Origin of the sequence: Gracilinema caldarium DSM 7334 (assembly GCF_000219725.1) — a bacterium.
Taxonomy (GTDB): Bacteria; Spirochaetota; Spirochaetia; order Treponematales; family Breznakiellaceae; genus Gracilinema; species Gracilinema caldarium.
This window is the reverse complement of the sequence record NC_015732.1, coordinates 954,109-978,796: the sequence shown is the minus strand read 5'-3', so window position 1 is coordinate 978,796 and position 24,688 is coordinate 954,109. Positions and strand designations below refer to the sequence as shown.

Genomic DNA, 24,688 nt, shown 5'->3' with positions numbered 1-24,688 from the left:
AGCCTACCCCGCTACGCCTGAAGACTTCGCTTCAGTTCCATCAATATGCTGGGTTCCCTTAACAAAACCTTGTTCCATCAGGGCACGGACCAGCACAGGAAGGCCGTACAGGCGGATAAAGCCCTTGGCGTCGGCATGGTTGTACAGCTCGCCGGTGGTGAAGCTGGCGATGCTCGTATTATAGAGGGAATAGGGGGATGTGCTGCCCGCGGCGCTGATGGAGCCCTTATACAGCTTAAGCCGCACCTTGCCGCTTACGGTCCGCTGGGTGGAATCGACAAAAGCACTGAGGGCTTCCCGCAAGGGGGTAAACCAGAGGCCGCCGTAGATAACTTCGGCCATCTTCTGGCTTACCATCTGCTTAAAGGCATAGGTCTGCCGGTCCAGACAGAGGTGTTCCAGTTCCTGGTGGGCATAATAAAGGATGGCCCCGCCGGGGGTTTCGTAGACGCCCCGGCTCTTCATGCCGACCACCCGGTTTTCCACCAGGTCCACGATACCAACCCCATGGGCACCGCCAATCTTGTTCAGGGTTTTAATGAGGCTTACCCCATCCATCCGCTTGCCATTTACCGCAACCGGAATACCCTGTTCAAATTCTATTTCCACATATTCGGCCTTGTCAGGAGCCTTTTCAGGGGGAACGGTCATCTTAAGCATCCGCTCCAGGTTGGGCTCGTTGGCGGGGTCCTCCAACTCGAGTCCTTCGTGGGAAATATGCCACAGGTTGTCGTCCCGGCTGTAGGAATCGCTCTTTTTCATGGGAACCGGGATGCCCCGTTTTTCCAGGTATTCAATTTCCTCTTCCCGGCTTTTAATGTCCCAGGTCCGCCAGGGGGCGATGATTTCCAGGTCCGGAGCAAAGGCCATAATACCCAGGTCAAAACGGACCTGGTCGTTTCCCTTGCCGGTAGCACCATGGGCTATGGCGACAGCCTTTTCCTTCCGGGCATATTCCACGAGGACCTTGGCAATGAGGGGCCGGGCGGTGCTGGTACCCAAGAGGTATTTATCTTCGTATACAGCCCCGGCCTTAAGGGCGGGCCACACATAGTTCTCTACATATTCCTTTTTTACATCCGCCACATAGCATGCTGACGCACCGGTAGTCAGGGCTCGCTGTTTAATGGTTTCCCAATCCGCTTCCTGCCCCACATCCACGCAGACCGCTATAATGTCACAGTCATAGTTTTCTTTGAGCCAGGGAATAATAACCGTCGTATCCAGACCGCCAGAATAGGCTAACACAATCTTCTTTTTCATCTCTTTCTCCTTGTATAGGAATTGTACCCTTGGAACTATGCGCCGAGGGATATAGTATCCAGAATAGACCTAAGGATCTTAAGACCCTCATCTATTTCATCATCGGTAATGATATAGGGGGGGAGAAGCCGCAGGGTTTTCTGCCCCGCCGACAAAAGCAAAAGTCCCTGTTGCAGGGCCGCTTCCAGTACCGGCCAGGCATCACCGGCAATATCGATGCCAATCATAAGGCCCCTTCCCCGCACTTCCCGCACCGCCGGATGTTTCCAGGCCCGAATAGTTTCCATAATATGGTTCCCTTTCCGGCTAATTTCCGCCAGCAGGGCCGGCTGGTCCACCACCGAAAGCACCGCGAGGCCCGCCGCTGCGGCCAGCGGGTTGCCCCCAAAGGTACTGCCATGGTCTCCCACTCCGAGGGTTTCCGCCGTTTTTTGACCCGCCAGAACAGCCCCGACAGGCACACCGCCGGAAAGCCCCTTAGCCAGGGTCACTACATCAACTTGAACCTGATAGATTTCAGAAGCTAAAAAGGTTCCGGTCCTGCCGACGCCGGATTGAACCTCGTCGAACATGAGGAGTACATCCCGTTCCCTGCAAAGCTGGGCTACACGCTGTACATAAGCGGCATCGAGGGGCCGGATGCCGCTTTCCCCTTGAATGGGTTCCATGAGCACCGCCGCCACGGTCCCGTCCAGGGCTTTTTCCATGGCGGGGATGTCATGGGGCTCCACAAATATAAACCCTTCGGTATAAGGCGCAAAACTGTCCGGATGAAACCGGTCCTGTCCGGTCGCAGAGAGGGTCGTCAGAGTTCTGCCGTGGAAACTGCCCTTTAAGGTAACAATCCGGTGGCGGCCATTACCATACCGGCTTTGAGAATACTTGCGGGCTATTTTAATGGCCCCTTCGTTTGCTTCAGCACCGGAATTGCATAAAAAGACCCGTTCCATTCCCACGGATTTACAGGCCTGCACAAGCCGTTCTGCGAAGGCGATGGATGTATCACTGAGAAAGTAGTTTGATGTATGGATGAGCCGCGCGGCCTGGTCGTTGATGGCTTTGACCAGGGCCGGGTGATTATGCCCCAGACAGTTCACCGCAATACCGGAGGTAAAGTCGACATAGGTTTTGCCCTGACTGTCGGTAAGCCGGGCACCTGAACCCTTGGTAAACACCACCGGAAGCCGGTGGTAGGTATTCATAAAACTATTCATGGGATGTTCCGCCCTCATTTACAACCTGGGTTCCAATACCTTCATCGGTAAAGAGTTCCAAAAGCAGGGCATGGGGGATTCTGCCATCTATGATATGGGCCTTCCGTACCCCCGCATCCAGGGCAAGACGGCAGCAGTCTACTTTGGGAATCATTCCCTTGCTGACTATGCCTTCTTTAATAAGGCTATCGAGTTCTGAACGTTGAATTTCCTGCAGGAGTGAATCAGGGTCCTTCACATCCTTCAGTATGCCCCGAACATCGGTCATGAGGATGAGCTTCTCCGCCCCAAGGTCTGCGGCAATCCGGGCAGCAGCCGTGTCCGCGTTGATGTTCAGCGCATGTCCAGCCGCATCATCAATTCCCTGGGCTACGGTAGAAATAACAGGAATATAGCCCCGCTCCAGAACGTCCTCCAGAACCGCGGTTTTTACGGTGCTAATGTCGCCCACGAGGCCCAGGTCTCCTTCAAAAGAAACCAACCTTCGGGCCTGAAGGAGTCCCCCATCGAGACCGCAGAGTCCAAGAGCCTGGCCTCCGGCCTGCTGTATCAGGGAAACAATGTCTTTGTTTACCTTTCCGGCCAGCACCATTTGGACAATTTCCATGGTTTCTTCATCGGTATACCGGAGACCATTCACAAAACGGCTTTCCTTACCGATTTTCCGAAGCATATATTCAATCTCAGGGCCCCCGCCGTGGACCAGAACCGTTCGGATTCCCACACAGGCCATGAGGACCACATCCTGGATGACCGCTGACTTTAGGTCCTCGTTAATCATGGCGTTCCCGCCGTACTTTACCACAATGGTCTTGCCCATAAATTTTTGAATATAGGGCAATGCCTGGATAAGCACCTGGGCCCGGTCTTCGTTACTGACAGAAAATTCCTTCACGATGGCTCTCCTTCTGCATCCTTCGCTCAATACCTGTTACGAGCGGTAATCACCGTTTATTTTCACATAGTCGTAGGTCAGGTCACAGCCCCAGCAGGTGGCGCTGGAGGTCCCCGAATTGATTATATCGATGAGTATTTCAATTTCTTCCTGCGAAAGGACTCTCTTGGCCAGTTCTTCTGAAAAGGGTATTGAAGCGCCCCCCTTGCAGACCGCAACTTCTCCTGCGGTGCTTCTAAAGCGGACCGACACCGTGTCCGGTTCAAAGTCTGCGCCGGAATACCCCATGGCACAGAGAATGCGGCCCCAGTTGGCATCGGCCCCAAAACAGGCGGCCTTTACCAGACTTGAACCGACCACGGACTTGGCCAGTATTTCGGCGCATTCTTCGTCCTTTGCGCCCTTTACGGTGCAGGTAACAAGCCTCGTAGCCCCTTCCCCATCCCGGGCAATAGCTCGGGCCAGGTTGATGCTCACCTGTTCCAATGCGGCGCTAAACCGTTGAAAATTGGCAGAATCCTTTTCTATGGGAGTATTTCCGGCTTTGCCGTTGGCGAGGATAAGAACCATATCGTTGGTACTGGTATCCCCATCGACGGTGACCCGGTTAAAGGAACGGCGGACCGCCAGTCGCAGGGCACTATCCAGCATGGCCGGTGCTATGGCGGCGTCGGTGGTAATAAAGCTCAGCATGGTAGCCATGTTGGGATGTATCATCCCTGCGCCTTTGGCTACAGCCCCGATGCGGACCGGTTTACCGTCAAGCTCGAACTCCAGGGCTATTTCCTTTTTACGGGTGTCGGTGGTCATGATTGCTTCCAGAGCCGCTGAATGGCCCGGGTAATCGGCAGAAAGGACAAAGAGGAGTTCCGGCATGGCCTTTTCGACCTTTTCCACCGGCAGGGGAACCCCAATAACACCAGTAGAGCCCACAGCAACAAGAGCAGGATCGATTCCAAGGGCAGATCCTGCAGCCCGGGCCATGCGGCGAGCAGCATCGAGCCCTGCTTCGCCGGTACAGGCATTGGCATTGCCCGAATTACAGATGATAGCCTGACACTGCCCTTTCATCAGATGTTCTTGGGTTACCAGTACGCTAGCAGCCTTAACCTTGTTGGTTGTATACATACCTGAGGCGGTACAGACCGTATCGGATACAATGAGGGCGAGATCCCGTTTATCATTCTTTTTTCGGATACCGCACCATACCCCTCCAGCACGGAAGCCTTGCGGGGCACAAAGGCCGCCCTGTATCTGTTTCATATTAGCTCCTTCTTCCTTGTTTGATCACGTTTTCTTAACTAATCATCAATTATACTATTATTCCGGATAAAGGGCACCTTAAAAACTCATGTAGATTTTTAGAGGCACCAAAGAGAGCAGGCCGTTAGCATACTAGTTGTAGTATAACAGCTTGCATGACCCTAGCAGGGGCTTTAAAGGTGGGTTAGATTTTACGGAGACGCCGGTGATGCAATTTCATAGGTATAAATATGCATAAATATAAATTCCTGTCAATGTCTTAATAATGAAATAATATTCTTGTTGATTTTAGAGAAAAATGACATTTTATTGCATTACAATGAATAAATAAACAAAACACAAACGTTTTTAATATAAATTTTATCAGAATAACCACAGAATCCTCTTGACCTTTCATCTGTTTTAGCATATTTATACATTAACTTTAACTGAACAACAGTAACTAAAATTTGACTGTTCAGTTAAAGGGGGGTTATACTTCCAACATTACTAAAAGGGGGAAGGCTATGCTGGACACCATTGAATCGGAAGTTGAAGTTGAACCTCACGGTGTGGACTTTGACGATGACGCGGCTCTGAGCGGCAAGATTTACTGTGCCAACTGCATTCACTGCAAGGTGGTACCTTCCAGTCCCGATGGGGACGAACGGTACTTTTTACGGGTACGCTGTGATGCGGGGAAATGGCGCAAAAAGCTGGGTGAAGAGAAGATATATAAATATTGTACCGTATCCCGGCGCAGCTTAAGCTACTGCGATGCCTACGAGGAAATGGGCGACCCCCGGGAATTCATGCGGGAATTAAAGAAAACCCTCCCGGTCAGGGATGAGCTATACGTTCGTTAAATGATGGGCTGGTTATCGAGGGATCCCCTGGTAACCGGCCTTTTTTAAGGGTCCCTAGAAAGCAGAACACTGTTCTTGTCATTCCTTTTAAAGCATGGTATATCCTAAGGTATGCGTGAAAACACCTTTACTTTATTTATCGTTGTTCTTATCATAATTGCAGGATCGTTTCTTTCCTGTACATCAACACCAGTCGTAATTCCTGAAGATCTCACTCCTATGGAACTGGTACAGCGTGCCCAGGATGCAACCGATAAAAACCAATACGAAGTAGCGATTCAATACTACCAGGCAATTTTAGACCGTTATTCTGACAATATTGAAATGATCTGTACCGCTGAATACGAAATTGCCTTTATAAAATACAAGCAGAAAAAATATGCCGAAGCAAAAGCTGGCTTTTCTGCGCTTCTTAAACGGTATGAAGCAGTGGATGCAGAGTTTCTCCCAACCCAGTATAAAATTCTTTCAGAAAAGGTTCTCGCTAAGATGGAACTGGAGCGGAAATAAATACTATATGGGAATTGAAAAAGCCGAAAGTGTATATTTCAATTCCCTGTTATAATCTTTTTACTGTGGCAATATCATAACGTTAATTTTAAGATTCCTTTCGGCTGCTGCTTTTTCGACCATTTCTTTGGTTATATCTCCCCGAGGCCGTGGATGAGGCGGGGCGTCGCCTATCAATATGATGAGTTTTTCTTCTGCCATCCAGGGGAATTTGGTACATGCCACATAAAGGGCCTCATAGACCGCTTCGGGAATATCTCTGCCGCCGCCAACTCGTATGGCATTCAAGGTTCGCTGAAAACTGGTAAAATCGCTCGTAAAAGGAATTACCTTATTCAGATATTCTTCGAAATAATCCTTGTATAGTACCATGCCAATTCTAAAAAAAGAATAGTTCTTAATAATCTCCTGAAGCATGGGGATAAGCATAGCTCGTACTGAATCGATATCATCCCGCATACTGTCGGTCGTATCCAGAGCAACCACAAGATCGACCGATTTACCCTGTACGGTCTCAAGAATCTTTTTCATTTTAGGAACTATATCATCCACACCGGTGGAATAGACCAGTTCACCCTTCCCTGCTGCGGCAATTTCGGCAAAGGATGCTATTGTATCCTTCATAAAGTTCCCATCCGGAGGACCTTCGAGGGGTTTCTGTACTACTCGAAGCACGAAAGGATTGTCTTTATAGGCGCCTTGATAGTCTGCATAGGGTTTTTCAAAGGCCCGGATATTCAGGTAGGTACCATCGACCACATAGATTTCTCCATGCCGAGTCCAGCTATATCCATAATTGAGAATATAAGGGATATAAATATGGAATGCTTGGCCAAACTCAAGGTCTGGTTCGGGAGTGGAATCGATGAGGGACCAGATGTTGCTTTCCTTTGGGATAGGTTTGCCATCAAGATAACGGATTTCATCACCATTTATAGGATTCCATTCCGGTGCTCGATAGGCATAGTTATCAGCCTTCAACGTCGGATCCCTGGTGGATTCAGCAAGCAACACCGAGGCGATATCAGGCTTTTTTCGGATAAAGAGATGGTAACCTCCATCAACCCTTTGTTCAATACGTACATCATTTGGGGAAACTAATAAATCAAGTGCAACAAGAGGAACGTTTATAACGAGTATTAGCAATAATTTAACGGCTTTGCCTTGCATAACATACTTATCGGCATGTTTCATGCTAATTCTTTTTAAAATTATGATTCCCGGCTTTTCCCTTGAATTAAATTGTAAGTTAGGTTATAACTTAATTAGGAGGATACCGCATGATTGCCAAAAGCGATATGCCCAGTATCAATGAGAAGGAACCGGATGGTATAAAGCCAGATGGAACACCCTATCGGGTACTTATTATAGACGATTCAATGTTTATTGCAAAACAATTGGGGCAAATCTTAACCTCTGAGGGTTTTGAAGTTGTTGCTGCTGTTACCGATGGCTTACAGGGAATAGAGAAATACAAAGAGCTTTATCCTAATATAGATTTGGTGACCATGGATATTACTATGCCGGTCATGGATGGTGTATCGGCCCTTGAAAAAATACTTGAATTTGATAAAAACGCCGTAGTTATTATGGTCAGTGCCCTTGGAAAGGAAGATGTGGTAAAAAAATCGTTACTTCTGGGTGCAAAAAGCTATATTGTAAAACCATTGGACCGTAAGAAGGTACTTGAACGGGTCGTCTCGGTATTAAAAAAATAAGTTCTTTCTCAGAGCCTGTGTTTTAAAACATCTAGTTTTAAAACATCTAGTATCTATGGCGGGGACGGGAGAATGCTTCTGTCCCGGCTTTTATTTTTTCTGATAAAAAGCGTACCCATTTTTATTTTTTCGCTTAATCTCATACATTGCTTCATCTGCTTTCCGAAGAAGATCGTCACCTTGTTTTCCATCCTTAGGGAAAAGAGCTATCCCTATGGATACCCCTAAATTACAGGGCATATTTTCAATATAGATGGGATCGTTAAGGGTATTTAATAATTTTTCTGCTACAACAATTGAAGATTCAAAATCCTGCAAATCTGTCAGTAGAGCTACAAATTCATCTCCCCCGACTCGGGCAATAACATCCATAGCCCTGAGGGCATTTTTGAATCGATGGGCTACTTCAATAAGCACTAAATCACCTGTATGATGACCGAAGCGATCATTGATTGGTTTAAAGTTATCTAAATCGAGAAAAAAAACAGCCACCATAGTTTCATGCCGTGCTGCACGGAGTATTGCCTTATCAAGTAATTCCCCCAAGAGAAGCCGATTCGGCAATCCCGTTAAACCATCATGATTTGCAAGACGGCTCACCTTTTTAGTAAGTTGTTCTAGAGCTTCTTTTTCAGCACGCAACGCTTCATTGAGCCTTAGTAACTCGGCATGATTCTGGCTATTTTCTAAAGCTATTGCAATATAATTGCTGACCAATCGTAACAGTTCTACATCTTCATCGGTATAGGCTCGCTCCTTCATACTTTGTACACTAATTGCCCCAAGAACCTTACCGCCAATTAAGAAGGGAGCAAAAATCAAAGATTTTGTTTTACGATCTCCAAACAGCGAAACATGTTCAACATACTTTTTATATTCTAACTCAATATTATCGAGCTTAATAAGCTCCTTGTTCTTAATCACATAAGCGGCAAAGCTTTCCTTGCTATCGGCTGTAATAGTAAAGGGCTCGTGGAGTTTTCCAGCCTCTATAAAGAGGATGAAGTGAATCTGGTTATGAGCCTCATCGTTCTGGGCTAAGGAAAAACCTGAGACGTCTATCAACATAGATAGGCTTTCATAGACAGTTCTGGCAATTTCCTGTAAGTCTAAGGATGCGGTAACCACCCGGCCAATTTCCATAACCGCATGTAACCGTTTATTACTCTGTTCTAATTCTTCTTTATGCTGCCGAAGTTCCACAATACGCAGTCGGTATATTTCTGCTTCATTTTTTGACCGTTCCAGCTCAAAGATGATTTCTGCATCCCGCTTACTCTGTGCAATTTGTTCTCCTGAAATTGCTTCCTGATTTTTATGAAATTGTTTATAGTCTTCAAGAGCAGCGGCGGCATCGCCCATCAATTCATAGGCCAGGGAACGAAGCCGGTAGGCTTCTGACAGTAATGGAAGGAGTCGATTTTTTTCCCCCTCGGCTATAACCCGAGATAGGGTTTCTATAGCCTCCGGGTAAATATCCGCCTCAATAAGAATGAGCGCTTGTTCCAGGTATAATTCAAGAAGCATTAGATCCTGCTGTAAAGTTTGCGCAAATTCAATCGCATGAAATAGAAGATCTTGAGCCTTCGATCTATTTCCATTTCTTCGATATGCAATAGAGAGGCCTTTATAAATTAACAATTCCAATGTGTTATCCTGATTTTGCTCGGTGGACTCAAGGGCCAACTCAAAATGCTCAATGGCATTATTAGTTTCACCAATGCTCAGGAACGCATTCCCTAAGTTATAAAAAAGCCGTGCGTGTAAATTTAATATTTCATCATCGGCAGGGCTATATTCATCTTCAGAAAATACTATATCAGAACTTTCTTGTTTAAAATTGTTTTCTAACTTCTTAAGATACGATGAAGCTTGCATGAGATATTCCAAGCTTTCATGGACCGCTCCTGCTTTTAACAAAACCTCTCCAAGACCATTCTCAGCTCTAGCTTCGAGTAGTATGTCATTACAGGATTTTGCTATTTCAAGGGTTTTTGTAGCAGCGTTTAAAGCCTTATCTAGGGATCCTTGTTTAAGGGAAATGGCTGATTTAATTAAAAAGGCTTCAGCAAGGCTCGATATTTCATTATCTTTTTGAAACATCGAAATAGCTTTGTTAACTGAGCTATTAGCAAGTTCCATATTAGACATCATAAAAGCACTTCTTGACTTTATAAGCAGAGCCCAAGCTTTACCCTTCTGATACTGCAGTTCTTCTGCACGATGAAAGAGGGTTTCAACCTTTTCGATTGCTAGAATCGGATGAGCACTAGATAGTTTCCAGGCTATTTCCAATTCCTTATTCAGTTCCTGTACCAGTTCTGTATATATATTATGTTCCATTACATACCCTTGGGATACTGAAAATGAAGTCTCTCCCTTTGTATACCATCTAACTATAATAACTATAGCCCACTCATACCACTTCATGCAAATAGAGCTTTGCAAAAGTCTTGCAAGAGCCCTAATTTTTGCTATACTAAGTTTAATTCTTTTAGTAATCTTTATACAAGAAAGAGGAACTTATGAAAGCATATTCTATTTCCGATTCAATTTACTGTTTACATGCGGACATACAAACAACCGATTTATTCGAAGGCATCTGGCCTATTCCAGAAGGAGTATCTCTTAATTCCTATGTAGTTCGGGGAGATAAAATCGCCCTGATTGACCTTGTTCGGGATTGGACCGATGCACCCAAACAGTTGGAAACAGAGTTAGCATCGATCGGTATTTCTTTTAAGGACATTAGTTACCTGATCTTAAATCACCTGGAACCGGACCATACGGGGTGGCTGGGAGAATTTAAAGCTATCAACCCCAACATAGAAATTCTTTCGACCGCCAAGGGGATTGAACTGGTTAAGAGTTTTTACCACCTTTCAGACAATGTACGGGCGGTTAAAACCGGGGATAAGCTGGATCTTGGCCGGGGGATGGTTCTTGAATTTTACGAAACCCCCAATGTGCACTGGCCTGAAACCATGATGACCTGGGAAGCTACATCGGGCACCCTCTTTAGCTGTGATGCATTCGGATCCTTTGGAGCCCTCGGGGACCGGGTCTTTGATGATCAGTTTACCCCAGAGGAACATGCTTTTTATGAAAGGGAAAGTCTTCGCTACTATGCCAATATTGTGGGATCCTTTTCCATTTTTGTTGAACGGGCGGTTAAAAAGCTCGAAGGCCTGCAGATCCGCTGTGTTGCACCGAGCCATGGTATTGTGTGGCGGAAGGAACCGCTTAAAATTGTTGAGCGCTACCTGAACTATGCGACCTATACCAACGGCAAACCGGAAAAGGAGATCGCTATAGTCTGGGGATCCATGTATGGGAACACCAAGGCTGGCCTCGATGCGGTTATCCGTGGTATCGAAGCCGAAGGGGTCCCCTACTCAATCCACCGGGTTCCCAACGAGGACGTATCCTATGTGTTGGCAGACGCCTATAAAAGTGCCGGTATAGTTCTGGCCATGCCAACCTATGAGTACGCCATGTTCCCGCCTATGGCTTATGTGATCGACATACTAAAACGGAAGCATGTCTATAACAAACAGGTGCTCCGCATTGGTTCCTGGGGCTGGGTCGGAGGAGCAAAAAAGGAATATGAAGCGGCCATTGCTGATCTTAAGTGGACCTCTCTGGAATCCCATGAATGGCCCGGAGCTCCGACCGAAGCAGACCTGAAGATTCTGGAAGAACGGGGCCGGGCTCTGGCTCAGGCAGTAAAAGCTCTCTCGAAGTAAACACTTCCAGGAACAAAGGCTCAGACTGTGTATGGAAAAAACCACCGTAATCCGGATGCTCGAACAACAACATATACCCTTTCAGGTTCTGGAGTATGAGGTTGATGAAACTGACCTCTCTGCTACCCACGCGGCGGAACTCCTGGGCCTGGAAGCGGACCGGGTATTTAAGACTATTGTTTTGGAAGGTGAGCGCAGTGGCTATCTGGTCTGTGTTATTCCAGGAACCTGTGAAGTCGATGTAAAAAAAGCAGCAAGAGCAGCGGGGGACAAGGCAGTTCGCCCCCTCCCCCTCCGCGAATTGGAAGCGGTAACAGGCTACATCCGCGGGGGCTGTTCACCCCTACTTATGAAAAAGAAATTTCCCACCTATATTGATGAAACGGCCCTCATCTTTGAATCCATTTCAGTAAGTGCAGGCCGCCGGGGCCTGCAGATCCTCATTGATCCTCAGGTATTGGTTGAATTGTCACAAGGAGTTTTCTGCGATCTCATTGGGTAATTTATAGGACCGCTGTTATATTTTTGTAACCAATCAAGTGTTTCTAAGAATAGAAATAAGTATTTCTTGCATTTTTAGCCTACAAACAAACTGGTTTTCAGCTATTTTTTATAATTTCTATTCCTAATTTTTCCTAGCTATCTTGTAAAATCTTCATTTTATCCGTATTATTGGGAAAATACCCACTGGAGGTTCCATGAAACGCAAGGTAAATAGCAGCCGGCTCTCCGCCAGGCTTGTATTGGAAGACGGTTCAGAGTTTTTTGGATTGGCCTTTGGCAAGGCCCGTTCCCAGGCAGGAGAAGTGGTCTTTACCACTGGGATGACCGGTTATCCTCAGTCACTCACCGACCCGAGCTATCGGGGACAAATTCTCGTAGCCACGTACCCCCTTATCGGAAATTATGGAGTCCCCCTGGATATACAGGGGAATATGGCCCTGGATGCTTGGGGGATCCCGATTCACTTTGAATCTCACCGTATCCAAGTTGCAGGTTTTGTAGTGGCAGACCTATGCGAGGAACCAAGTCATTTTGCCAGTGGTGCAACCCTCTCCCAATGGATGGAAAAACAGAATGTAGTGGGAATTTCTGGAATAGACACCCGGGCATTAACTGAACGTCTCCGGGAACATGGGGTGATGCGGGGTAAAATTCTCGTAGAGGGCAGCCGGGATGTAACCTTTGATTCTGGCGATATTGCTCACCCAGTCGCGGAGGTTTCCCCAAAGGAAGTTCAGATCTATAGCCCCCAGTCGATGGAGCATGGTGCTGTTCCGAGGATTGCCCTTTTAGATTGCGGAGCTAAAGCCAATATTTTGAGAGTACTTTTAAGTCGGGGAGTCGAAGTCATCCGGCTACCCTGGGATCATGACCTTTCAGATATAGAGTATGACGGACTCTTTTTATCCAACGGGCCGGGGGACCCAAAGGCCTGTGCAAAAACCATTGCTACGGTCCGCAGGGCTCTTCAGGATACCAAACCCATCTTTGGCATTTGTCTGGGGAACCAGCTTATGGCCCTTGCGGCTGGTGCGGATACCTATAAATTGCCCTATGGGCACCGGGGCCAGAATCAACCCTGCAGAGAAAGCGGTACCGAACGGTGTTACATTACCAGCCAGAACCATGGTTATGCGGTCCGGGAGGATACCCTGCCGCGGAATTGGAAAACCTGGTTTGAAAATGCTAACGACGGCACCGTAGAAGGGATCAGGTCTGAAAAGGGACTTTTCAGAGCCGTTCAGTTTCATCCCGAGGGCTGTCCGGGTCCCCGGGATACGGAGTTCCTCATCGATGCATTTATTCAGGATGTGAAGCGAAACATGGCAGGGGGTAAATAATGAGCAGAACAGCATTACATCAATATAAAAAAATACTAGTCCTGGGGTCCGGGGGGCTTAAAATAGGTCAGGCCGGTGAATTTGACTACTCGGGTTCCCAAGCCCTTAAGGTGCTCCGGGAAGAGGGCATACATTCGGTGCTCATTAATCCGAATATAGCCACCATCCAGACTAGCGAAGGCATGGCTGATGCTACCTATTTTTTACCAATCACCCCTGAATATGTTCGGCAGGTCATTGAAAAGGAACGGCCCGACGGGATTTTTCTTTCCTTCGGCGGACAAACTGCATTGAACTGCGGGGTTGCCCTGGCAAAGGATGGGACCCTCTATAAATACGGTGTCGAAGTGCTGGGAACTCCGGTAAAGACCATAGAAGATACGGAGGACCGGCAGCTTTTCGTAGACCGGTTAAACGAAATTGGAGCAAAAACGCCCCGGAGTATCGCCACCACCAGTACCGAAGCGGCAGTGGCTGCGGCAAAAGAGATTGGCTATCCGGTGATGGTCCGTGTGGCCTATGCCCTGGGAGGAGCCGGTTCTGGGCTTTGTAAAAATGAGGCAGAATTGAGACGGCGCTGTGATCGGGCCTTTGCCCATGCTCCCCAGGTGCTGGTGGAAGAATGGCTCGGAGGATGGAAGGAAATTGAATATGAGGTTGTCCGGGACCGTTTTGACAACTGCATTACGGTCTGTAATATGGAAAACTTTGACCCCCTGGGTATCCATACAGGAGAAAGCATCGTCGTCGCACCTTCCCAAACCCTCACCGATTCGGAATACCATAAACTGCGCCGTATTGCCATCGATGTAATCCGGCACCTGGGTATTGTGGGGGAATGTAATATCCAATATGCCCTGGACCCCTATTCGGAGGATTACCGGATTATCGAAGTAAATGCCCGGCTTTCTCGGAGTTCCGCCCTGGCATCCAAGGCTACAGGCTACCCCCTAGCCTATGTAGCGGCAAAGCTTGCCCTGGGGTATTCCCTTGTCAATATCGAGAATCGGATTACCCAGGTTACCAAAAGCTGTTTTGAACCTGCCCTGGACTACTGCGTTGTAAAAATCCCTCGGTGGGACCTGACCAAGTTTAAAAATGTAGACCAGCGGATCGGCTCAGAAATGAAATCTGTTGGAGAAGTAATGTCCATCGGCCGAACCTTCGAAGAGGCCCTGCAAAAGGCAATCAGAATGACCGGCATCGGAGCACCGGGCTTAAGCGGCGAAGACCGGCTTTTGGGCAGCGAGTTTAAGGACCTCAAGGAAGCCCTGGCAAAACCGACGGACCGGCGTATATTTGCGATTTACCGAGCCCTGGACTCTGGCTGGTCTGTGGATAAAATTCATAAAATTACTAAAATAGACCGCTGGTTCCTCTCTAAAATAGCTGCGGTACTTGAGACGGAACGGAATCTTAGACAACTTAAAGCTAGAACAACCCAGACGAGAACCGGCGTTCCAGAAGGCTTCCCGAGCACGACAGCGGTCCGCCCTCGTGCTATAGCACACCGCCCAGATCGCTCAGATAATAATACAACAGCGAGCCTACCCGACAGGGCACTCCTTGCTCAGGCAAAGCGGCAGGGTTTTTCCGATGCCCGTATTGGAGAAATCCTGGGGTTTCCAGAAGAGCGGATTCGCAAGCTCCGGGACGAGTACCGGTTAAAACCAGCCATTAAACAAATTGATACTCTGGCGGCTGAATATCCAGCAAAAACGAATTATCTCTATATGACTTACGGTACTACAACCAACACCCAGGCAGCACCAGCAGCCCTTGCTATCAACGATGTGCTGCCTGCTAACCGGGGCGTCATGGTTCTGGGTTCCGGACCCTATCGGATTGGCAGCAGTGTCGAGTTTGACTGGTGCTGCGTTAATACGGTACAGACTGCCCGCAAGATTGGCCGCTACACTATCATGGTTAACTGTAACCCCGAAACGGTCTCCACCGATTATGATGTGTGCGACCGGCTCTATTTTGAAGAACTCAGCCTGGAACGAGTTCTGGATATATACGAATACGAACAGCCCGAAGGTCTCATCCTTTCCATGGGGGGACAGATTCCCAACAATCTAGCCACCAAGCTCTACAAAGCGGGGACCATCATTTTAGGAACCAGACCCGATTCCATCGATATGGCCGAAAACCGGCACAAGTTCTCCGCCCTCCTAGATGAGCTTGGGATTGAACAGCCTGAATGGAAGGAACTAACCGACTTGGCCAGCGCTAAAGCCTTTGCGGCACAAGTAGGTTACCCAGTACTTATCCGGCCCAGTTATGTGCTTTCCGGAGCGGCAATGAACGTCGCCTGGGATGATGAGAGTCTGGAGGATTACCTGGGGCTTGCGGCAGAGGTTTCCGCGGAACACCCGGTAGTAATTTCAAAATTTGTGGAGAACTCTAAGGAGATCGAGGTTGATGCGGTGGCAAAGCGGGGTGAGATACTCTTTCATGCCATCACCGAACATATAGAAAATGCGGGGGTTCACTCGGGGGATGCCACGGTAGTCCTGCCGGCTCAACGGCTTTATATTGAGACAATCAGAAAAATCCGCAAGATTACCGCCCGTATTGCCCAGGCCTTGGACATTACAGGCCCCTTTAACATCCAGTTCCTTGCCCAACGGAACCGGGTACGGGTTATTGAATGCAACCTGCGGGCCAGCCGGAGCTTCCCCTTCTGTTCCAAAGTAAGCCGGGTAAATATGATCGAAATGGCAACACGGGCAATGCTCGACGAACCGGTCCAGAAAGCACCTGCTTCGGCCCTTGACCTGGAATGGGTCGGCGTCAAGGCTGCCCAGTTCAGCTTTTCCCGGCTCCATGGAGCAGACCCGGTTACGGGGGTGGAAATGGCATCCACCGGCGAAGTGGGCTGTATTGGTACGGACCTTGACGATGCATTCTTAAAGGCGATGCTCTCCGTTGGGTACCGGATTCCGAAGAAGAAAATCCTCCTTTCTACTGGTCCTATTGAAGACAAGGTAGACTTTTTGGATTCCGCAAGGAAACTGGTAGAAATGGGCTATGAGCTCTATGGATCCCGGGGCACGGTTAAATTTCTTGAATCTAATGGGGTAAAAGCCACAGCACTAAACTGGCCTCTGGAATCCAAGGAACCCAACATAGCAACTATGATCAAGTCTCGGGCGGTGGATATGGTCATCAATATACCTAAAAATAACCGGCAGACCGAATTGAAGAATGACTACCTCATCCGCCGGCTGGCAGTTGACTTTGATATTCCCCTCTTTACCAATATCAAGGTGGCCCGGCAGTTTATCGATTCACTGGTGTACAAGGAACAGAGGGGTCTCGAAATTAAGGCCTGGGAAGAGTACCGCTAAGGTTTGCGTTGAGGTTTAGTACTGGGCACCCCGAAAGGGTGCCCAAAATACTTATTAGACTGAAAGGCCTTCCTGGCCAGCAAGGCCTTCTCTGCCAAAGCGCTCCCGATATTCAGGAATTGCTATCATCGCAGGCCGCTCAATACTAGGGATTTCGGTCTCGATAATCCGATGAATTTCTCCCTCGCTTTCGAGGCTTATATGATAGGCTCCCAGAGTCTTGAGAAGCTGGGCATCTCCGTACCCTGTGGCCCTTTTAAAAAAGGTATTTAAAATACCATAGGCCATCTTACCGAGGGCCTGGGTCGTCTGGTTACGGTGTATTCGGATATCCAGATCAACCTGGGCAATACTTTCAATGCCAAATTGATAATAAATATCCAGGAGGTGCCCCAACTCGACCCCATAACCTACTGAAAAGGGGAGCTGTTCAAGTATACTGCGCCGGCCTGCATATTCACCAGAAAGGGGCTGAATGAGAGCTGCTAGTTCTGGATAAAACAATGAGAAAAGGGGCCGAACCAGGATTTCAGTTACCCGCCCGCCACCGGATGGCTTGAGATCACCACTGGAACGTATAGGCCGCTCATAAAAGGCTTTTACGTAGCCTATGGTCTCGTTTTCCAGGAGGGGCCCCACTAGAGCATAGACAAATTTCGGGGAAATATTGGCAATATCTGCATCAACCCAAACAACAATATCCCCCTGCAATACATACATACTCTTCCACAGATTCTCTCCTTTCCCTCGATAGGTACCATAGGAGGGAAGGATGTTTTTAGATTGATAGACCTTCGCACCGTATCGTTCAGCGATTTCTCTTGTTTTATCCTGGGATGAAGAATCTATTACAATAATCTCATCGAGAAGGGGATAGCGATCCATCAACTCGGTTCGTATAACCAATATTTCCTTGCCAATGGTGGCTTCCTCGTTGAGGGTTGGAAAGGCAAGAGAAATGGTATAGCCCTTTTTCTGTTTTAGTTCTACGAGTCGGCCTATATCAGCAAAATGGGAATGATGCCAGGTTCGGTTAAGAATCGACTGATTTTTTACCATTTACAGTACCCTTTCCTTAGATAACCGTTCTAACAGTGAAAAGAGAAGGAGCCTGCCGGACTCAAGGCTAGCGACTTCTATCTCATCATACTCAAGTCCTATGTGTCCCCGGGTCATACCAAGTACAAGTGCAGGGATTTCCCTGGTGGTAAAATAGGAGACCGCAGAAAGAGCTGGTTTTTCTTTTATCTTTATATGCAGTTCTTTCATAGTTGAAGCCACAATTTTGGTTAGCTGTGTATTCACCTCGGCTTTACCCACTGGAATGGAGCTGACTACTTCGACTTTGGCTTTTCCCTTATATTGGGCAGCAGTTTTTTCTGCAGTAGCCATAACAGCTTTCATAGCCATATCCAACACAGCCGAATCGGATGAAAACAACTCAATATCTGCCATACCTTCAGTTGGATGTTTCCCAAAACCGAAGCCTGCCTCAATACGACTTATCACTAAGGTTGTTTCTCTCTTATCATCCCACTGTACCAGGGACAAGCTTTGAGCGAGTTGAGTTATTACATCAACAGCAGAATAGTTTGATTCCATTTCATCAGAGTCATCCAGAGTTAACTGGACACGAATTTGATAGGTACCTTTATAGGAAGTATTAAGCACCCCTAGTGAGAGTCCGCGAACCGCCAGAACAACCCCAGGTCTCGTATGTACTTCATCAACTAGGGTATTAAACAATGCTACTGGCACTTTTCCATAGGGAGATGTGGTAAACAGTAAAAGCACATCTCGACTACAGCGGAGGGTTCCTGTTTTAAGTGCCTCTGCAACAGCCAGAAGGCTTGCAGGCCCAACCGCATCGGCAAGTCCTGAACCATACGCCTTATCTATATCCAGTCTTCCAAGGCTCTCTGTCGGATGCCAATGTTCACTTGGCAATGATGCGACTAACAGTATAGGCTGTAGATCATCCGGTGTGGGACTGGGTATTCGGGCAATCAGATGTCCTTCCTCCTCAAGGGTCGCCTGGATACCCACCCCCAACAGACGTTCCACAATGAAGGTGGAGCGGGCTTCTTCTTTGGTTGTAGGTGAAGGTATACCACTTAACTGCAATGCATCGGACAGAATACGCTCGGCCAGGGGATTTTTTGACTTACTGAGGGACCTCAAAAGTCGTTGCGATACTCCCAGGAACTGTTGAAAAGTCCTACCTATGGAATTTTTAATCCTTGAAATAATATTCATGGATACCCCCTTTGTTAATTCTATAGTATAATGATACAATTGAAAACCAAAAACAGGAGATGTTTACATGACCACAAAGGCTCGAGATATCGGCAGGCTTTTTTCACCACTTCAGGTAGGTTATATTGCCGACTGTGTTGAACCCCTCAGCGCCGGCTCTGAGGCAGGCTGGGCACTGGAACTGCTTGCGGATCGTCCTGAGTTAAAGGTTTTACCCATTGAGAGGGATGGTGCGGTCCTTGGGGTCGTACCGCGGCATGTACTCGAGGAAATTGTAGGCTCTACCTGGAAGCGGTTCTGGCAAAAAGATCTAGACGCCTATGTTATTCCTGCCCGAAAAACCGTAGAAGCTACCGATTTTGTCGATCGTATCGTAGCAGAAGGTTTACGAGAAACCCAGGAAGATGATCCAGGTTGGTATATCGTACAGCATCATAGAAGTTATCTTGGAATTGTTAACTTACGGCAAATGCTGGAACACTTAAACGAAATCAGAGCCCAAGACCTCCGGAGGGCTGGCGAAATACAGCAGTACCTGCTCAGTAAACCCATTCCGGAGGATCCCCGTTACAAGGTGCTTTTTTATAACCGCATGGCCCATGAGGTAGGGGGAGACTTTTACCGAGCCGCCCGTATCGGTCCCAACAGGTACATGGTAGCCTGCTTTGATGTGGCAGGGAAAAATATTTCCGGATCCCTGGCAACCACTGCCCTGGGTGCTTTTTTTGCTTCCTTTAAACTGTTTTCTTACGAAGGGGATCCTCGGAAAACAACAGGGCTTATCAATGCCATGATTAAAGAGGTAAATCCCGATGATGTTTTTGTAGTAGCAGTATTCTTTTATATCGATTTCGATACGAATACCATAGAAGTACACAACTGCGGTTTTTCACCGGTACTCGCCTTTATCCCTCAGGAGGGAGAAAAGAAAATTTCCTGTAAAATCGCCCGCCCCAACCTGCCGCCTCTTGGTATCGAAGAAAAATTAGTCAATGATGCTCCTATTTCGCTTCCTATTGTGAGGGGTATGCGGCTTACCGCCTATTCCGATGGCCTTACGGATATGACCGATCCTTTTGGTGAACGGTATGGGGAAGAAAAAACCATTGAATTACTCCGGGAACTGCATAAGACACCCCTTTCAGAAATCTCACAAAAAATTGATGAAGAGATAGATCGGTGGATTGGAGAGTCCCACCTGGCCGATGACATTACCCTGGTGGATATCCGCTTTTAAAGAAGGCCTTTATCTAATGGCGGAGCAACACCAAACCGCCAAGCATACCAAGACTAAGAGAAAAGGCGAAGAGGAGGCCCGCAAAACTGGGCCTTCGAACTTCCAGTACATGGGTGATATGCTTTCCCAGTGGACTTGTTATCCCAAGGTATACCAATACCCCCTGCCCCAGAAGCAGCAACGTACCTTGCAATGCTGAAAATGAAAACAGCGAAGCGGGCACGGGATTCTTTGCTGTTCCTGCAAGAGAACCGGCTACTGCCCCGATCTGGGGTGCAAAAAGTCCTGTTATGAGACAAGCAACAGAAAAAAACACAAGGGATGTCTTAAGCCAAAAACCTTGTACATAGTTCGGTTGTGTAAAGCTGGTTCCACTTGTGTTTTCTTTTTGTCCGATAGGCCAGAAGATACGGCTCAGTTTTATCATAGAAGCAACGGTGCCTGCCGATGCGAGGCTCAGGACTATATATTCCCAGGAACCCTTGTGCAGATAAGAAATGGCAGCCTTACTGGCAAATCCATTAAACGGCGGAAAGGCTGAGATTGAAAGAGCTCCCACAAAGAAGCTTATGGTTGGGATAAAACCAGTTTTATACGCTCTTCGGATTGCATACACATTCTTTGAGCTCGCTGCATCGGTTATAGAACCAACACTTAAGAAGAGAAGCCCCTTAAAAAGGGCATGATAAAAAGCATGCATCCAGGCAGCAGCAATTGTCAGGGGACTTCCCAGAGCCCAGGCGCTCACCACATAGCCAATCTGACTTATCGAATGGTAGGCAAGGAGTCGTTTTGCCTCTTTCTGAGCAAGGGCAAAAATCACTGCAACCAGGGCAGTAAGGGTTCCAGAAACTTTGAGTACATCCAGGATTTCCTTAAAAATCACATCAATCGCTGACATGTGAGACATGAGAAGAAATAGAAACCGCCCGAGTGCAAAGAGCGGCACCTTGATGAGCACCCCAGAAAGTACCGCCGAGATTGCATGGGGTGCCGAAGCATGGGCTTCTGGCAGCCATCCATATACCGGTAATATGGCAACCCGTACGGCGGTGGCTACCACAATACAGACCAGTGAAAGACCAATACTAAGAATCTCAGATTCTGTGGTAATCCTTGTAATATGTTGTAAAATTCCATCGTAAGAAAGAGAACCTGTTATGCGATAGAACCCAAAGACCCCTAGTAAGAAAATTGCCATAGCCGTTGAACTTACGGCCATATAGCTGAAAGCTGCCAAATAGGCCCGACCCTTTTCTGAAAAAGCTGTCAGGGCATAGGATGCAATGCCTAAAATTTCAAAACAAACAAACAAATTGAACAAATCCGAAGACGAAGCAGTCGCTGTCAGTGCAAAGGTCTGAATGAAAAAGAGGGCAGAAAATTCCGGTGCATGGGGCCCTGCAGTCCGAGAGTAAAGCCATGCACTACCCGCACTGATGAAGCCCATTCCATTAAGAAGCCAGCTCATACCATCGAAACTCAGTTCAATACCAATGAGCGGATGCTGGTTCCCGACAAAAAAACGTACTGGACCATCTCTAACGATTGGATACAACCATACCAGTAATCCAATGGGTATAAAAAGACCGACAAAGCCAGCAAAAGATTCAACCCACTGCCGTAATAACCGATGTTGCATCAATTTGGATGAAAAACAGAGGGCTGCTCCGGCCAGTGGAAGCAGGATCTGAGCCAGCACAAGATTTTCAGCTCTCATCGATAGCTTTCCTTTGAATCTCTTCTATATCCATGGTTTCATATTTTTTATATAACCGGTATACAAGGGCTAACGCCAGAGCAGTAACACAGATGCCGACAACAATGGCTGTTAACATAAGGGCTTGGGGAATCGGGTCTACATAAGCAGCCTGAGATTCGGTAACTATCGGAGCAAGGCTGCCAATCCGACTGCCTTCCAATATAAAAAGCAGAACTACCGCAGTATTTTGTATTGAGAGGGCAAACACCTTTTTTACCATATTTTTTTGGACTATGAGGCCATAAAAGCCCAAAAGAAAAAGACAGAGTACCAGAATTCTGTTAATCATGGGTCATATCCATCATAAGTAAGCCAAGGAGTGTAAGACCAGAGGCAACTTTTAGACCAATTGCCATATTAAAACTAATCACATAGATAACTCTGGGCAGCATCTCATCAATCTTAGTAAAAGGGTTTTCAAGAATGGATGCACCAAATGCTAGGGGAATACATACAAGCACTACAAGAAACCATAACGAGAGAACTTCTATCAGGTGGAATCCATGGTTATTCAGTTTTGATTCTCTATGATACCCTTCCCGGCCAAGGGCTATGAAGAGCATACCCGATGCAAGCACAACACCTCCCTGAAATCCCCCTCCGGGAGAAAGATGTCCAAAAAACATGACATACCAACCAAAGAGCATGACTACCGGTGCTAATTTTCCTGTGGTTAATCCTATGATAGTAGTTCTGCGCTTTGGTTTAGGCTGTGGCTGGGCGATACCGATTTGGGGCAGGGGTGCACGTTTAATAAGATATAAAGCGCCAGTAACAGCAGCTAGAAGTACAATCGTCTCGCCAATGGTGTCATAGGCACGATACCCCAAATAAATTGCTGAAACCAGATTACTCGCCCCCGTATCATTCAATCCATTGTATTGTAGGAAATCCCGGGCTGTCTGTGGCCACAAGGTATCTGGAATCATAAAGGGGCCAAGAACAATGAAAAGGAGTACAATACTGATAATCCCCATGGTATAGATCATGGATCACTCCGTCCTGTTTGTTTAATAATCCAGAGGAAAATAACGGTAGAAAGACCTGCCCCCACTGCGGCCTCAGTAATTGCCACATCCGGAGCATGTAACAGGTAAAAAATGAAGGCAGAGACCACACTGGTCATGGAAAGGGCTATCGTACTATGCAGGAGATCCCTGGAAAATAATGCATAGGCAGAACCAATTACCACAAACACAAGCAAAACCGTAATCATGATTTATCCCCGGGTTTTGTCCAGGGTATTATACCTGAAAACCATGCATAACGGCTGATAATATGGGTCGTTGTCGGTGAAGAAATAAGAAAAAATACCATAATAAGGAGAATTCTGAAGGCCGAGGCCACATCACCCGCATTGATGAGGCTCAGTATAAAGATCGTGAAAGGTGCAGTAGTAGCTGCCAATGAAGAAGCCTGCAGTCGAGTGTAACAATCAGAAAATCTAAATAAACCTATTGTACCCACAATTGCAAAGAGACAGGCCAATAAGGCAATACCAATAGATATCAGATCGATAATGCCGCTCATCATAGCTTCCGTTCCCCCGATTCCTTATCCCGGAAAAATTGAGCAATCGCTAAAATTCCAAGAAAACCAAAAACATCATATAAAAGGGCCACATCAAGATAGAGAAGCCTGCCTTCCTGTGTACCATATAAGACAAGTAGAGCGAGAATGAGCGAGGAAATAACCGCCAATGCGGTGAGCCGGTCTGCACCCCGTGGTCCCAGCAACAACCGTATAAGGCTCATACCAATACACAGAATAAAAACCCAGCTGGTGATAAAAAATATCTCGTCTTTCATATCCAAATCTTCCGCAACTGTCCCTCTAGAGAGCCTTTAATCTCGTTACCAGCCTGCCTGGAGTGCCGTGTACTCACAAACATCCAATGCACAATAAAATGATCCTCATTCAGATCCATAGTGATCGTCCCGGGACTGAAGGTAATAGCGTGGGCTAATAGTACCCGGGCAAGATCAGAACGAAGGGTACTTTTAAAATGCACGATTCCCGGAGCTATTTTCCCGGTCACTATGGCTTTCAGCATGTTAAAACTCGAACTATAGAGAGCCCATAGCAGTAGTGGGAGATACCCTAGTAATGGTAGAAACCGTGGAATAACTGAATGGCGACCCGCTTCATGTTCTTCGATAAAAACAGGATAGACCATCAGGGCAATCACCATAGATCCAATCAGGCCAATAAACAAATAGGGTATATCAAAGGTTGCAGAAAAGAGGATCCAACAGATAAACAAAAACAATACAGTAAAACCGTACCGAATGATACTCCATACATTCCGAGCCTTCATACTCACTGGCTATTCCTTTTCTAACATCAGGGTTACCAGTTTTTCAGAACTGCTAGCCCTCCGTGCCTGTTCACGGAAATGGGGATCATGCAACAAGCGAGCAAGCTTAGAAAGGAGTTTAAGATGATAGGCTGTATCGTTTTTAGGGCCGGCCATGATAAAAAAGAGGTCCACCGGTTTTCCATCGGGGGCATCATAGTCAATGGGGCTTTTCAGCCGAACCACCGCCATAACAGTGGCTTGCATAGCATCACTTAAGGCATGGGGCACCGCAATTCCCTCACCAATCGCGGTGGTGGCTAGTTGCTCCCTGGCCATAATATCATGATATATGGAATCTCCCTGGGTAATTTTACCTGCTTGCTCCAACATTTGAACTGCTTTTTGAATTACTTCTTCTTTATTTCTGGCTTCCACATCTATTTCGACACAGCTTTTATCCAAAATACCGGAAAAGTCCACCAT

At 47.2% G+C, this 24,688-nt stretch carries 24 protein-coding genes; 8 read left to right on the top strand and 16 right to left on the bottom strand.

Annotated features, from left to right (window positions below; all coding sequences use genetic code 11):
• Positions 1–3: 3 nt before the first annotated feature.
• From SPICA_RS04505 to argJ, 4 genes are read right to left on the bottom strand one after another with little or no spacing between them, the layout of a single operon-like run.
• Positions 4–1,263, bottom strand: coding sequence for an argininosuccinate synthase (locus SPICA_RS04505; protein WP_013968352.1), 1,260 nt, complete (start codon positions 1,261–1,263; stop codon positions 4–6).
• Between the two features lie 35 nt (positions 1,264–1,298).
• A complete protein-coding gene (locus SPICA_RS04500) occupies positions 1,299–2,477 on the bottom strand; it encodes an aspartate aminotransferase family protein (RefSeq protein WP_013968351.1) in 1,179 nt (392 codons plus the stop codon).
• Entirely contained in the window at positions 2,470–3,372 is a 903-nt protein-coding gene (gene argB / locus SPICA_RS04495; protein ID WP_013968350.1) for an acetylglutamate kinase, read from the bottom strand. The genes SPICA_RS04500 and argB overlap by 8 nt, the downstream gene beginning before the upstream one ends.
• A 36-nt stretch (positions 3,373–3,408) precedes the next feature.
• On the bottom strand, positions 3,409–4,635 hold the full coding sequence (gene argJ, locus SPICA_RS04490) for a bifunctional glutamate N-acetyltransferase/amino-acid acetyltransferase ArgJ (protein ID WP_013968349.1): 1,227 nt from the start codon (positions 4,633–4,635) through the stop codon (positions 3,409–3,411).
• Positions 4,636–5,141: 506 nt separating this feature from the next.
• Between argJ and SPICA_RS04485 the strand changes: the two genes are divergently transcribed.
• Positions 5,142–5,480 (top strand): hypothetical protein, encoded by a 339-nt coding sequence (locus SPICA_RS04485; protein WP_013968348.1) that lies wholly within the window; start codon positions 5,142–5,144, stop codon positions 5,478–5,480.
• 111 nt (positions 5,481–5,591) lie between these two features.
• Positions 5,592–5,990: an outer membrane protein assembly factor BamD gene (locus SPICA_RS04480; RefSeq protein WP_013968347.1), complete on the top strand. Its 399-nt coding sequence runs from the start codon at positions 5,592–5,594 to the stop codon at positions 5,988–5,990.
• A gap of 60 nt (positions 5,991–6,050) precedes the next feature.
• On the opposite strand, the gene SPICA_RS04475 is transcribed toward SPICA_RS04480, so the two are convergent.
• Positions 6,051–7,184, bottom strand: coding sequence for a vWA domain-containing protein (locus SPICA_RS04475; RefSeq protein ID WP_013968346.1), 1,134 nt, complete (start codon positions 7,182–7,184; stop codon positions 6,051–6,053).
• A gap of 86 nt (positions 7,185–7,270) precedes the next feature.
• Between SPICA_RS04475 and SPICA_RS04470 the strand changes: the two genes are divergently transcribed.
• The gene (locus tag SPICA_RS04470) at positions 7,271–7,708 is read left to right on the top strand and encodes a response regulator (protein WP_013968345.1); all 438 of its coding nucleotides are present in this window, start codon (positions 7,271–7,273) and stop codon (positions 7,706–7,708) included.
• 90 nt (positions 7,709–7,798) lie between these two features.
• Here SPICA_RS04470 and SPICA_RS04465 read toward each other — a convergent pair whose 3' ends face one another.
• The gene (locus SPICA_RS04465) at positions 7,799–10,051 is read right to left on the bottom strand and encodes a GGDEF domain-containing protein (RefSeq protein ID WP_041396142.1); all 2,253 of its coding nucleotides are present in this window, start codon (positions 10,049–10,051) and stop codon (positions 7,799–7,801) included.
• Positions 10,052–10,233: 182 nt separating this feature from the next.
• Between SPICA_RS04465 and SPICA_RS04460 the strand changes: the two genes are divergently transcribed.
• From SPICA_RS04460 to carB, 4 genes are all read left to right on the top strand, one after another.
• Positions 10,234–11,454 carry an FprA family A-type flavoprotein gene (locus tag SPICA_RS04460; protein WP_013968343.1) on the top strand — a complete coding sequence of 407 codons (1,221 nt, stop codon included), beginning with the start codon at positions 10,234–10,236 and terminating at the stop codon, positions 11,452–11,454.
• 31 nt (positions 11,455–11,485) lie between these two features.
• Entirely contained in the window at positions 11,486–11,956 is a 471-nt protein-coding gene (gene ybaK, locus SPICA_RS04455) for a Cys-tRNA(Pro) deacylase (RefSeq protein WP_013968342.1), read from the top strand.
• A gap of 196 nt (positions 11,957–12,152) precedes the next feature.
• Entirely contained in the window at positions 12,153–13,298 is a 1,146-nt protein-coding gene (gene carA, locus SPICA_RS04450) for a glutamine-hydrolyzing carbamoyl-phosphate synthase small subunit (protein WP_013968341.1), read from the top strand.
• Positions 13,298–16,651 carry a carbamoyl-phosphate synthase large subunit gene (gene carB / locus SPICA_RS04445; protein ID WP_013968340.1) on the top strand — a complete coding sequence of 1,118 codons (3,354 nt, stop codon included), beginning with the start codon at positions 13,298–13,300 and terminating at the stop codon, positions 16,649–16,651. Before carA ends, carB begins: the two co-directional genes overlap by 1 nt.
• Before the next feature lie 54 nt (positions 16,652–16,705).
• On the opposite strand, the gene SPICA_RS04440 is transcribed toward carB, so the two are convergent.
• Both SPICA_RS04440 and SPICA_RS04435 read right to left on the bottom strand, forming a co-directional pair.
• Complete coding sequence (locus tag SPICA_RS04440) at positions 16,706–17,710, bottom strand: glucosyl-3-phosphoglycerate synthase (RefSeq protein WP_013968339.1); 1,005 nt, start codon at positions 17,708–17,710, stop codon at positions 16,706–16,708.
• Complete coding sequence (locus SPICA_RS04435; RefSeq protein WP_013968338.1) at positions 17,711–18,907, bottom strand: zinc-binding metallopeptidase family protein; 1,197 nt, start codon at positions 18,905–18,907, stop codon at positions 17,711–17,713. It abuts the gene before it with no gap.
• Positions 18,908–18,974: 67 nt separating this feature from the next.
• On the opposite strand from SPICA_RS04435, the gene SPICA_RS04430 reads away from it, so the two are divergent.
• Positions 18,975–20,144 (top strand): PP2C family protein-serine/threonine phosphatase, encoded by a 1,170-nt coding sequence (locus SPICA_RS04430; RefSeq protein WP_013968337.1) that lies wholly within the window; start codon positions 18,975–18,977, stop codon positions 20,142–20,144.
• A 13-nt stretch (positions 20,145–20,157) separates the two neighbouring features.
• Here SPICA_RS04430 and SPICA_RS04425 read toward each other — a convergent pair whose 3' ends face one another.
• The 8 genes from SPICA_RS04425 to SPICA_RS04390 are packed head-to-tail and all read right to left on the bottom strand — an operon-like array spanning position 20,158 to position 24,688.
• Positions 20,158–21,864: a complex I subunit 5 family protein gene (locus tag SPICA_RS04425; protein ID WP_013968336.1), complete on the bottom strand. Its 1,707-nt coding sequence runs from the start codon at positions 21,862–21,864 to the stop codon at positions 20,158–20,160.
• On the bottom strand, positions 21,854–22,195 hold the full coding sequence (locus SPICA_RS04420) for a sodium:proton antiporter (RefSeq protein ID WP_013968335.1): 342 nt from the start codon (positions 22,193–22,195) through the stop codon (positions 21,854–21,856). The genes SPICA_RS04425 and SPICA_RS04420 overlap by 11 nt, the downstream gene beginning before the upstream one ends.
• On the bottom strand, positions 22,188–22,895 hold the full coding sequence (locus SPICA_RS14715; RefSeq protein WP_013968334.1) for an MnhB domain-containing protein: 708 nt from the start codon (positions 22,893–22,895) through the stop codon (positions 22,188–22,190). The genes SPICA_RS04420 and SPICA_RS14715 overlap by 8 nt, the downstream gene beginning before the upstream one ends.
• Positions 22,892–23,122: a Na(+)/H(+) antiporter subunit B gene (locus SPICA_RS04410; protein ID WP_013968333.1), complete on the bottom strand. Its 231-nt coding sequence runs from the start codon at positions 23,120–23,122 to the stop codon at positions 22,892–22,894. Before SPICA_RS04410 ends, SPICA_RS14715 begins: the two co-directional genes overlap by 4 nt.
• Complete coding sequence (locus SPICA_RS04405) at positions 23,119–23,439, bottom strand: cation:proton antiporter (protein ID WP_013968332.1); 321 nt, start codon at positions 23,437–23,439, stop codon at positions 23,119–23,121. Before SPICA_RS04405 ends, SPICA_RS04410 begins: the two co-directional genes overlap by 4 nt.
• Complete coding sequence (locus SPICA_RS04400) at positions 23,436–23,714, bottom strand: MrpF/PhaF family protein (RefSeq protein ID WP_013968331.1); 279 nt, start codon at positions 23,712–23,714, stop codon at positions 23,436–23,438. Before SPICA_RS04400 ends, SPICA_RS04405 begins: the two co-directional genes overlap by 4 nt.
• A complete protein-coding gene (locus SPICA_RS04395) occupies positions 23,711–24,223 on the bottom strand; it encodes a Na+/H+ antiporter subunit E (protein ID WP_041396141.1) in 513 nt (170 codons plus the stop codon). Before SPICA_RS04395 ends, SPICA_RS04400 begins: the two co-directional genes overlap by 4 nt.
• A gap of 9 nt (positions 24,224–24,232) precedes the next feature.
• The gene (locus tag SPICA_RS04390) at positions 24,233–24,688 is read right to left on the bottom strand and encodes a PTS sugar transporter subunit IIA (RefSeq protein WP_013968329.1); all 456 of its coding nucleotides are present in this window, start codon (positions 24,686–24,688) and stop codon (positions 24,233–24,235) included.